This is a genomic window from Asaia sp. VD9 (assembly GCF_037150015.1).
Classification (GTDB): Bacteria; Pseudomonadota; Alphaproteobacteria; order Acetobacterales; family Acetobacteraceae; genus Asaia.
This window is the reverse complement of the sequence record NZ_JBBCQM010000014.1, coordinates 84,263-95,383: the sequence shown is the minus strand read 5'-3', so window position 1 is coordinate 95,383 and position 11,121 is coordinate 84,263. Positions and strand designations below refer to the sequence as shown.

General features: G+C 60.6%; 5 protein-coding genes. 3 read left to right on the top strand and 2 right to left on the bottom strand.

Translation table 11 applies throughout. The annotated features are described in order from the left end of the window. Positions 1–145: 145 nt before the first annotated feature. Positions 146–2,860 carry a glycosyltransferase gene (locus WFJ47_RS14735; protein ID WP_336763980.1) on the top strand — a complete coding sequence of 905 codons (2,715 nt, stop codon included), beginning with the start codon at positions 146–148 and terminating at the stop codon, positions 2,858–2,860. A 492-nt stretch (positions 2,861–3,352) separates the two neighbouring features. On the opposite strand, the gene WFJ47_RS14730 is transcribed toward WFJ47_RS14735, so the two are convergent. After that, a complete protein-coding gene (locus WFJ47_RS14730) occupies positions 3,353–5,902 on the bottom strand; it encodes a membrane-bound PQQ-dependent dehydrogenase, glucose/quinate/shikimate family (RefSeq protein ID WP_336763978.1) in 2,550 nt (849 codons plus the stop codon). A gap of 235 nt (positions 5,903–6,137) precedes the next feature. Continuing rightward, positions 6,138–7,100: a LysR family transcriptional regulator gene (locus WFJ47_RS14725; protein WP_336763976.1), complete on the bottom strand. Its 963-nt coding sequence runs from the start codon at positions 7,098–7,100 to the stop codon at positions 6,138–6,140. A gap of 463 nt (positions 7,101–7,563) precedes the next feature. Here WFJ47_RS14725 and WFJ47_RS14720 point away from each other — a divergent pair, with 463 nt between their 5' ends. Together WFJ47_RS14720 and WFJ47_RS14715 are read left to right on the top strand one after the other, a co-directional pair. Beyond that, the gene (locus WFJ47_RS14720) at positions 7,564–9,711 is read left to right on the top strand and encodes a TonB-dependent receptor domain-containing protein (protein ID WP_336763974.1); all 2,148 of its coding nucleotides are present in this window, start codon (positions 7,564–7,566) and stop codon (positions 9,709–9,711) included. Between the two features lie 29 nt (positions 9,712–9,740). Further along, the gene (locus tag WFJ47_RS14715) at positions 9,741–11,036 is read left to right on the top strand and encodes an MFS transporter (RefSeq protein ID WP_336763971.1); all 1,296 of its coding nucleotides are present in this window, start codon (positions 9,741–9,743) and stop codon (positions 11,034–11,036) included. Positions 11,037–11,121: the final 85 nt, after the last annotated feature.

Genomic DNA, 11,121 nt, shown 5'->3' with positions numbered 1-11,121 from the left:
ATCAACAAACCATCAGTTACTCGCGTCTCTCGGCGAAGGCCCGGCTCACAGACCGGGCCTTCGTTTTTGTAACGGGTAAATCTGGGCTATAGAGCGCACAGGCTGCTTCCAGCCAGTTTTGTCCTCATCACCCAGTGAGTGATTCTTGCCCGATCTATCCGACAGACAGACCCCTTCTGCCTTTGACATCGACACTTCCCCGGAAGAGACCCTGGCGGCCTCGGCCTATCTCGCAACCATTCGCGCAGATTCGCTCCAGGCGGAGCTCCGCCTGACGAACCAGCAGCTGAAGCTGATGCGCCGTTCGCTGTCCTGGCGAATCATGGAGCCGCTGCGCTGGGTTCGGGCCTTGACCCTCGGTCGTCTGCCGCGCGGCATCCCTATCAATGAGGCCTGGGAGCAGTGGCTCGATTCCTATCGCACCGAAGGATTCTTCAAGGCGATGGGTCGGTTTTTTGCCGGGGGAATCGCGAAACGACGTCTTTCACGGCATAGTGATCAGGCGGGCGATCCGCTTTTTGTCCCGACCAAGGAGCTTGCTGCCTTTCTGCGACGCCCGGCGCCCAAGGCGACCCAGATGCTGCGCCCCCACTATCTGCTGATCGCCGATATGGGTTTGCAGCAATGTACCAAATATCGCGTGACCCAGAAGGCCGAGCTGATCCGTCGTCTCGGCTGGACCGTGCAGATCGTCGACTGGCAGGATAGCAGCGAGGCGCTCTCCTCGCTTCAGGTAGCGACCGAGATTCTGTTCTATCGCGTACCGGGCGTTGCCTCGGTACTCGGCTTGATTGCAGAGGCCAAGAGGCTCGGTCTCAAACCGCGCTGGGAGATCGACGATCTTCTGTTCAGCAAGATCCTCTACCGGCGCAACGGCAATCTGGCGACATTGAGTTATCATGAGCGCCAGGGCCTTTACCATCTTGCCGATCTCTATCTGCGCGCGCTCCGTGCCTGTGGGCGTGGCATGGCCTCCACGGAAGCCCTGGCCGCCGAAATGCGCAAGATCGGCATCGAGGATGTGCTGGTTCTAGAGAACGCGCTCGACACCCAGACTCTTGAGGTGGCCGCGAGCCTGCTCGCCAACCCAGCCCCGCGCGATGAAGACAGGATCTGGGTCTGCTACGGCTCGGGCAGCCGCGCCCATGACATGGACTTCAAGGTCGCGGAAACCGGTCTGATCGCTGCCATGAAGGCAGAACCGCGCGTGAATCTCCTGATTATCGGCCCTCTGAAGATCTCACCGCTCTTTGCGCAATTCGGCTCGCGCGTTCAGCGTCGGAACGAAGTCTCCTATGCCGCCTATCTGGGAGAACTGGCCAAAGCGGATATCGCCATTGCGCCGCTTGAGGACACGCTCTTCAACGACTGCAAGAGCAATATCAAATTTCTGGAGGCTGCCATCCTGGAGCTTCCCTCCATCTGCTCGCCCACCGATACCTATCGGCGGGTCATTCGGTCCGGTGATAACGGGTATCTCGCCCGCACCGCCGAAGAGTGGCGGGACACGGTTCTGGCGTTGGCCAGCGACGCGCAATTGCGTCGCCGCATCGGTCTGAAAGCGCGCGAGGCGGCGCTCGCGCTCTATGCGCCCGACCGTATCCTGACCCAGCAGGCCGCTCCGGTCTTCGGCAAGCCTCCCGCCTTTACCCACAAGGCACCGCGTGTCCTGCAAGTAAACATCTTCATGGCACCGCGCTCTTTCGGCGGGGCCACGATCGTGGTGGAAGCCCTTCTCAAGCCGCTCGCCAAGGCCGGCTTCGAGAACAGCATCATGACCACGCGCCCGGTTCTGGAGGCCCTCCCCGACGGTGCCCTGCGCTATCGCGTGCTCGACACGGACGTCTTTTCCGTCGTGGCCGGGCGTAATGCCGCAACCGACAACATCACCATCGCCCGTCAGATCGAGCGCTGGATCGATGCATGGGACGTCGAGCTGGTGCATTTCCATGCAATCCAGGAGATGGGCGTCGGCATGGCCCGCATCTGCCAGCAACGCGGCGTGCCCTACGTGATCAGCCTGCATGATTGCTGGTGGCTGTCTGATAATCTCTTCATTACGCGCGATGACGGGCAGTACCATCTGGAGAAGAACGAAGTGCCGCTCGCCCCTGGTGAGTCGACACGCGCCCATTACCTGAATGAACGCCGTAAGGTCATGCGCCAGGCTCTGGCAGGTGCGGCAGCCATTCTGAGCCCCTCGGAAGAGCATAAGGGGCTCTATGTGCGCAATGGCGTGCCCTCTGACCGGATTCTGATCAATCGTAACGGCTTCACCTGGCCCTCGCGCCCCAAGGCGCAACGCCCGCCAGGTAGCAAGCTGCGCTTCGGTTTCGTCGGGGGAATCGGGTTTGTCAAAGGCTATGACCTGATCCGCAAGGCGCTGGAGCGCACCAAGCGCGATGACTGGGAACTGGTGCTGGTCGACAACACGCTCAACCTGGGTTTCCCCTCGATCGATACGTCGGAATGGCTGGTAAAGGGAACGATCCGCACCGTTCCAGCCTACACCCAGTCCGGACTGGATGATTTCTATGATCAGGTGGACGTGCTGCTCTTCCCCTCGCAATGGCGCGAGAGCTATGGCCTGACCGTGCGCGAGGCCCTGTCGCGTGATGTCTGGGTGATTTCGACGGCACCGGGCGGCCAGGCCGAGGAAATCGTGGATGGCGTGAATGGCTCACTCATCCCGATCATCGATGATCCCGCCCCCCTCCAGGCCGCGATTGAAGCCATCCTCGATCAGAAGAGCCGGTTCGATTCCTATGTGAACCCGAACAAGGGCAGCCTTCCGAGCTACGAGGATCAGGCGCAGGAACTCGCCACGCTTTATAACCGCATCCTCGGACGCACAGCCTGAACAAACCAAGCCTCCACGGCTCAGCCCTACCCCCTCTTCCGGCGACGGAAGAGGGGTTTTCTTTTGCCCATCGTCTCACGCAGAGAGCGCACGCCCAGCATGATTGCGGATCAGACGGCACCGAACGACTGTGCAGAGAAAGGCCGACGGTCCCGAGCTCAGATAGACAGACACATCCGAGGCGCTCGTAGTTGGTTCTCCGGTACGTCAGCCGGTACTGTGCCGGCAGGCTGGCACTGACAGAGAGGATGAGGCGGATATCCGGCTTGCTTGTCAGGACCTGATCATCCTGCCCCCGGGTCATCAATCCCGAGGGAGTATGGGCCGGGCCGGACCTTGTTGCGGTAGTGCATCTGCCGCAGCGTTACCCGGCATCATCCCCTGGGTATCAGACCCGGCAGAGCGCGGGCCTGACTGAGGATCCGTGATGAAACTGGAACCTCGAAGGGGCTCCCCTGCCGCGTCAAAACGGCAGGGGAACGAGAGAAACCGTCAGGGCGTTGCCGGGAGAGCATAAGCCAGGACGTAATCCCCCTTGTTTTCATTGGTGCCCGTACGCGTCGCGCCACCCGCGACCACCAGCACATATTGCCTGCCCTGTTCGACATAGGTCATGGGCGTACCCTGCCCCCCGACAGGCAGACGCTCGCGCCAGACTTCCTTGCCGGAGCGGAGATCGAACGCACGCAGGTAGTTATCAAGAGAGCCATGGAAGAAGGCGAGATTGCCTTGTGTCAGCATCGGCCCCCCCAACGTGGGCATGCCAACCGGGATGTAAAGATGCGGAATGATCCCCTTCTGGCCGAACACGCCATGAATGGCGGCGTCCTGGATGCTGCCAACCGGCACCTGCCAAAGCGTCTTTTGCGTCCTCAGATCGATGGCTGTGAGCGAGCCATAAGGAGGCTTGAAGCACGGCGCACCGAGCGGAGAAACGAACATGGAGCGCTCCACGCCCCAAGGGGTGCCGAGCTGCTCGGAATATTCGCCCTCGGTCGAGGGAACGAGGCCGGCATGGGCGGCGTCCTCGCGCTTGATGAACTGTCCCCACATTGCCATGCGGATGTCGTTCACCACGAGCACACCGGTTTGCGGGTCAAGCGCCCCGCCGCCCCAGTTCGAGCCACCGTAATAGCCGGGCCAGATCAGGGTTTTCTGCTTGTCGCTCAGCGGGGTGAATTCCCCCTCCCAACGCATCTTCCGGAAAGCAATGCGGCAATAGAGCTGGTCGAACACCGTACCGCCCCACATATCGCTTTCCTTCAGCGGATCGACGCCAATGGAGAGAGCGGAATAGGGCTGAACCGGGCTGATTCGCTGGCCGGGCATACCGTCAGTCGCGACCTTGCGATTGGTCACAGGCACGACAGGTTTGCCTGTACGGCGGTCGAGCACGAAAATCTGGCTGCGCTTGGTCAGAGCAACGACGACCGGCGTGGTCTCGCCCTTGCCATCGGGCATATCGTACAGGATCGGCTGCGACGTCACGTCATAGTCGAACATATCGTTATTGGCGGTACGAAAATGCCAGTGTTCCTGGCCCGTGCGGATATCGAGTGCCAGAATTGCGTCGGTATATTCGTCCGAATAGTCATGGCGATTACCGGTCCAGAAATCCGGCGTCTGATTGCCCATGGGAATGAAGGCAAGGCCCAGCTTGGGATCATAGGAGGCCGTTCCCCAGAAATTCGGGGTTTCGGTGGCATAGATCTGTCCAGCGGGGAGTGGGCGGCTGTCCTTGTTGCCACGCGAGGCATCCCAGGCCCAGACCAGTCGGCCCGTGCGCACATCATAGCCGCGAATGACGCCCGAGGGCTCACCGACGGTCATGTTGTCGTTGATCTTGCCACCCACCATGATCACGCCATCAGCCACGAGCGGGGCGGAGGTCAGATAATAGGAGCCAGGTGCCGTCGGGCCGAGCCCTTCGAGCAGATTGACCATGCCATGATCGCCGAAATCCTCGCAGAGCGCTCCGGTCGTGGCATCGAGTTCAAAGAGGCGGGCATCGTTGGTCGTGCTGACGATACGACGCGCACAGGGGGTTTCCGCCGTGATGGCAACAGGCGCGGGCGTCGCGGTTTCTTCGGGCGGTGCAGCGGGCGCTGCCACGGGGGAGGCCTGGTCGGCAGACGCAGGAGCTTCCTCCGGGCCAAACGCTTTCGCATCAGGCGCCAGCAGCGACATGGTCGTGAGATCGGCATAGCTGACGCCACGGCAGCGCTTCCAGCCCTTGTTGCCGCGCGTCACCTGCATATGCGGGTCAAAACGCCATTTCTGCTTGCCCGAAACCGGATCGAGCGCAATCACCTTGTTCAGAGGCGTGCAGAGATAGAGCGTATCGGCGATCTTGAGCGGCGTGACCTGGTACTCAGACCCGTCAATGGCGAGGTCCCCTGTATGGAAGGTCCAGGCGAGTTTGAGATCGGTCACATTCTGCGCGTTGATCTGCGTATAGGGCGCAAAGCGGTCACCGCTCAGATTGCGGCCCCAGGCAGGCCAGTCATTGCCGTTCTGCTGCCCCAGAGCCCCATCGGGCTTGGGCTGCTGTGAGGCCTCTGCCGTGACCTCCGCATGAGGCTGGAACACGCCCAGAATGATGCCACAGAAAATGATGGCATAGATCGCGGCAATGCCCATGCCCCAGGCGCGAGGGACGCCTCCGGAGCGCAATGCACCAGCACGCCCGCCCCCTGCAACAGGGCCACGCTCTGTGGCGCCGAAGAAAGGCGCCAGCACGCCCACAACGATGGGCAAAACGAGAAAGACCCCGACGCGTGGCAGAACGAGCCAGAACACATCCCCCACCTCGCCGAAAGCCCACCCAGCGGCGACCAGACTCAGGAGGATCGACAGGGGAAGGGCGATGGTCCGTCGGGCCATGACCAGGAACCCGACACAGGCCATGAGCAGGCCGAGGGCGATATAGGCCCAGCTTCCGCCGAGCCAGGCGAGATACACCCCGCCCAGGGCCAGACCCACACCGAGCAGACCGATCACCAGGCCAGCAAGGGTGCATAATAAAGGAACAACGCGTCGCACGGGACATCCTCACGCTACGCCCCCGGATAGGCTCTGCCCGGTATCCGGGCCCGCCACGCCGAAAGCCGATGGAGCTACGAGACCGTCAGACCAGTAAACCCTCCTTGATCCGAGAGAGGGGTTGTCCGGCTTGACAACTCAAAGGGTGGGTAATGTGCGTCAGGTACCTTTCTTTTCCTTCATCACGATTTCATTATCCCGCAATACTTCACCATTTTTTGTCCGATACCTCGCATCAGAAAACCTGCTCACCTCCCTCCCCTGTCCGGAAGGAATCAGGCAGGCTCGACATGATCGCGAGCGCATAGGCGACAGGCGCAGTGCGCACGGTGCCGCGCGCCCAGGCAATGCCGTGCTCCATGAAGAAATCATCCCCCGGCAGCCCTCCCTCCAGGACAGGGAGGCGTGAGAGCTGCGACTCCGACAGAAGCGAGACGGGCACGAGAGCGACGGCGTCGCAGGCCTCACGCAATTCCTCCAACCTGCTGGGCACGCTGATCTCGACCAGACGATCGGGCAGGGACAGGCCGCGCGCCTGGAGGACCTGTTCGAAGCGATCGCGCATCGCCATGCCCTTGACGGGGAGCAACCACACGCGGTCAGCGTAATGCGCCCAGCCATCCAGAACCGCAGAGACGGTCAGTAACTCCCCGTCAGACTGAACCAGACAGTGCTCCAGGCAGAGCGTCCGGGTTTCGAAACGCCCCGACACAGCAACTCCCAGAAGATTTATCGCCACCATGTCGAGCCTGCTGGCATGCAGATCATCGAGCAGACGCTGACGCATGCCATATTCAATACTTATAGTGAGGAAAGGCTGCTCGCGCTTCATGCGCGACACCCAGGCGATAAGCGGTCTCTCCAGCATCGGAGCCTGCAAGCCAATACGGACCTTGCCATGCAGCAGGGCCGTCTCACGCGCGAAATCCTCACTCAGCGCCTGCAACTCATGATCGATCCGCCGCGCCGCCAGCAAGACGCGCTCGAGTCCTGGCAGGGGCACAAGGCGGCCATGCACACGCTCGAACAGGCGCTGACCGAGCAGGGCTTCAATCTCGATACAGGATTTCGAGACAGCGGCGGGCGAGATATTCAGCCTCTGCGCGGTCAGGCGCATGCTGCGCGTCGCATTCAGCATTTCCAGCAGATGCAGATGGCGCAGTTTGAGCCGCCGATGCAGCCTCGATCCAGTCACCATGCCCTGCCCGCTCCTTCGACAACCAGACGGTTGACGCAGCATAACCTTATTTCGCTTCAATAACGAAACGTTTTGCTTTCATTATTTTCCTACAGCCCGCTCGGGCGGCAGGTGTTACCGCCGCCTGCACTAATAATAACCGGCAGGAAGCACGATGACAGACAAGCCATTCCAGACGCGCCAAAAGGCCCTGTGGTGCCGTTCATCCTTCTTTTTGTTGATAGCGACGGCCCTGACACCAGCTCTCAGCTTTCAGGCCCAGGCTCAGGATCAGGCTGCTTCTGCCGGGGGCGGGCACGGGGCGCACAAGGCGCTTTCGCGGCACGCCTCTCCCGCGACCAGGGTATCTGCCCCTACCTCAGCCCCTGCATCGTCACGAAACCGCAGCGCACGGGATGCGACATCACGTCCCAGGGCATCACGTCCCGGGGCATCACGTCCCGGGGCATCACGTCCCGGGGCAATGAAAAGCGGCTACGAAACGCTGACGGTCACCACAGCACGACGGCGCTTCCATTTTACCGCAGCCCAGCATGAAGCCGATGCCACCACCCATATCACGGCCGAGACCCTGACGCGTCAGGGAGTGGTGTCTTTGCTCGATCTGCCCCGCGTGGCCCCGAACCTGACCGTTCAGAGCGTGAACGGCACAGGTACAACCAATTTCTTCCTGCGCGGCATAGGGCTGAACGACTACACCCAGAACAATATGTCCTCGGTTCTCGTCTATTATGACGACGTCGCCTATCCCCTGGCGCGCATGGCCTCGGGCATGATGTTCGATATCGCCGGCGCCGCCGTCGAGCCCGGGCCGGTCGGTTTTGCTCATGGCCAGGCCGATACAGGGGGAGAAGTGGCATTTCATACCAATGACCCGACCGATGACTGGCATGGCGGGGTTTCACAGGATATTGCCTCCTACGCCCGCAGCCGCACCAATCTTTTTGTGTCCGGTCCGATCGTGACAGACAAGCTCAGCTTCAGGATCGCGGGGCAGACCATGCAAGGCGGCGGCTGGCAGACCAATCCGAGCAATGGCGCCCATCTGGGGGATGCAAATCTGGGCGCGCTGCGCGCCAAACTGCGTTGGCGGCCGGAAGAGCATACGGAAATCATGCTGAGCGGGCATTGGGTCCAGGATGATTCCGAGGTCGTCGCAGCCAAACCCGTCGTGAATTTCCTGCCAACGCGCCCCTACCCGCCCCTCACCTACCAGCAGGCCCAATGGGACTATAATACGCGTCTCGCCAGATTGATCGGCCGCCCGACGAATCTGAAGCCCAGCGAGCACAATACAATGTGGGGGGCCGATCTCAAGGCATCGCATGATTTCGGCTTTGCGACACTCAGGAGCATCAGCGCCTTCGAAACCGAGCGCGTGGGCGAATATACCGATCAGGATGGCACGCTCTGGGCCACGGGCGATAACTACCGCAATATCGTCGCCAACAGCTTCTCGCAGGAACTGCGTCTGGAATCCCGCAAGAACCGGCCGCTCGACTGGGTGATCGGCGCCTATTACGACCGCGTGCGCATGACGCAGCAGTCCTTTTTCGATTTCACCGATTACGTGCCCACACGCGGCTATCTTCAGGAAACATCCTTCGGCCAGAACCAGCAGACATTCTCGCAATTCGCGCATCTGGCCTACAAGCTGCCCTATCGCCTGACGCTGATCGGCGGGCTGACCCATGAGGCTGATGACCGACAATTGCTGAATTTGCGTACGGTCCAGTTCGGACGTCGCTCCCTGCAGTTCCAGTCTACCGGGTCCAACATGAACCAGTTTGCCGGCACGCTGGGCCTGCAATTTCAGGCTACGAAAGACCTCATGACCTATTTCAAGGTCAGCCGGGGCATGAAGCCGGGCGGTATGACCGCCAATAATACGGTCGTGCAGGGGCAGCTCGACCCGTTCAAACCCGAAACCGTGCTGGCCTATGAACTCGGCTTCAAGGCCGATCTCATTCCCAATCGTTTCCGGCTCAATGCAGCCGCCTTTTATTACGATTATCACGACCAGCAATATCTCGGCACCTATGTCGTGCCCAGCTATGGTCCTCTCGGACGCTTTGACAACATCCCGAAATCAGAGATCTGGGGGATTGAGTTCAATACCGAAATCAATCCGATACGCCATGTCTACCTGACGCAGAATTTCGGCTATCTGCGCAGCAAATACCAGCGCTTCCAGGCCATCAACGCTGCTGCCGTCAATGCCCAATACGCACGCACGGGCATATGGGCGCCCATCTACACCGATTATGCCGGTACAGAAGGCATGAACCCAAAACTGACCCTTAATGGCTCTGGCGATTATCGTATTGCCTTCCTCAAGCGCTATGAGGGAGAGGCCGGGATCGACTGGAATTTCCGATCCGCACAATCCATGGTGCCGGGCGGCACCGGTCCCTATCAGCTTCCCGCCTATTTTTTGCTCGGCGCGCATCTCACTGTGCATCCGCTCAAAGGACCGTGGACAGCCACACTCTATGCGTCGAATATCCTGAACAGGGAGCATTTCACCACGAGTTCGCAATCGACCACGACCTATTTCCGCATTCCCGGCCCGCCGCGCTTTATCGGCGGTCGGATCGGCCTGACCTACTGAACGCCCCCACCCGCAAGGAGAGTGACGCCATGACAGGATCGGAACAGGACAGAAAGCGGATCATCATGGCCGCCTGTGTCGGAAATTTTCTCGAATTCTATAATTTCATGGCTTACGCGTTTTTTGCGCCGATGATCGCCAAGGCTTTTTTTCCGCATAGCAGCGGTCTGGCCGGATTGTTCGATGCGCTCATCACCTTTGGCGCCGGTTTTTTCCTGCGGCCTCTGGGCGCGTTCTGCGTCGGCATCTATGCCAGACGCCATGGCCATCAGGCCGCACTCATGCTGACTTTTGTGATCATGGCAGTAGGCTCGCTGCTTCTCGCCGCCACCCCGCCAACGGGCGCGATCGGCATCATCGCCGCTTTCATGATTGTTCTGGCGCGCATGATGCAGGGGTTTTCCGATGGCGGCGAGGTCGGTCCGGCTACCGCCATGCTGTATGACGCCGCGCCTCCAGGCAAAGGCGGCATTATCAGCATCATGCAATATGTGACGCAGATTCTGGGCATGCTGGTGGCGGTGATCTTTGGGCTGATCCTCTCGCTCGTCCTCTCCCATGATGCGCTTTATGACTGGGGCTGGCGCGTCCCGTTTGTCATCGGCGTGGCCATACTCCCGTTCGGATTCTGGCTGCGTCGACAAATCCCTGCCGCGCATACAACGCATCACGAGCCCCATCCTTTTGGCGCAACGCTGCGCCTGCTGATCACGCCCAAAATCCTGCTGGTCTTCGCACTCATCATTTGCGGGACCATCACCAATTACCTGCGCACATTCGGTGTCAGCTACGCCATTGCGGTGCTGCATCTGCCGCCCGGTATCGCCATGTTCGCCATGACCATCGGCCTGATCTGCGGCGTTACGGCGGTCATCGCCGGTATGCGTATCGCCAATCGCAATCCCGATCCGATGCGTTTCGTGCTTTGGGTTTCCCTCATCGGCACGCCGCTCTGCATGGTCTATTATGGGCTTTCCATCACCTATCCGGGGCTCTGGACCCAGATCGGCCTGAACGTCACGATCTTTCTCTCCTCGGGTCTGCTCATCGCCCCCGTTTGGCGCTTGCTGTTCGACGCTATTCCCGACCATAGCCGCGCCTTTATCTTTGGCCTCGTTTATGCCGTAGCCGTCTCGGTTTTCGGCGGCCTGACACAGCCGATAACCGTGTTGCTGATCGCCCGTTTCCATGATGCCATGGTGCCTGCCTGGATGATCGGTGTGCTGACGCCCCTCTCGCTTCTGGCCTATCTGGGCCTGCGCCACCTCATGAAGCAAGGGCATCGGCCAAGCGCCTTTTCCCCCCTGCCCGATCGTGCCTTGTGACATCGCCCAGCCAAGATTGGGTTCTGACATCCCCTGAGGGCACTCTTCCGCACGCGCTGGGCCTGCCTTCCTCTTCCGCCGACAA

Coding starts and splice junctions, on each gene's coding strand:
- WFJ47_RS14725 (WP_336763976.1), bottom strand. CDS start 7,100: ATGGTGACTGGATCGAGGCTGCATCGGCGGCTCAAACTGCGCCATCTG.
- WFJ47_RS14720 (WP_336763974.1), top strand. CDS start 7,564: ATGAAAAGCGGCTACGAAACGCTGACGGTCACCACAGCACGACGGCGC.
- WFJ47_RS14715 (WP_336763971.1), top strand. CDS start 9,741: ATGACAGGATCGGAACAGGACAGAAAGCGGATCATCATGGCCGCCTGT.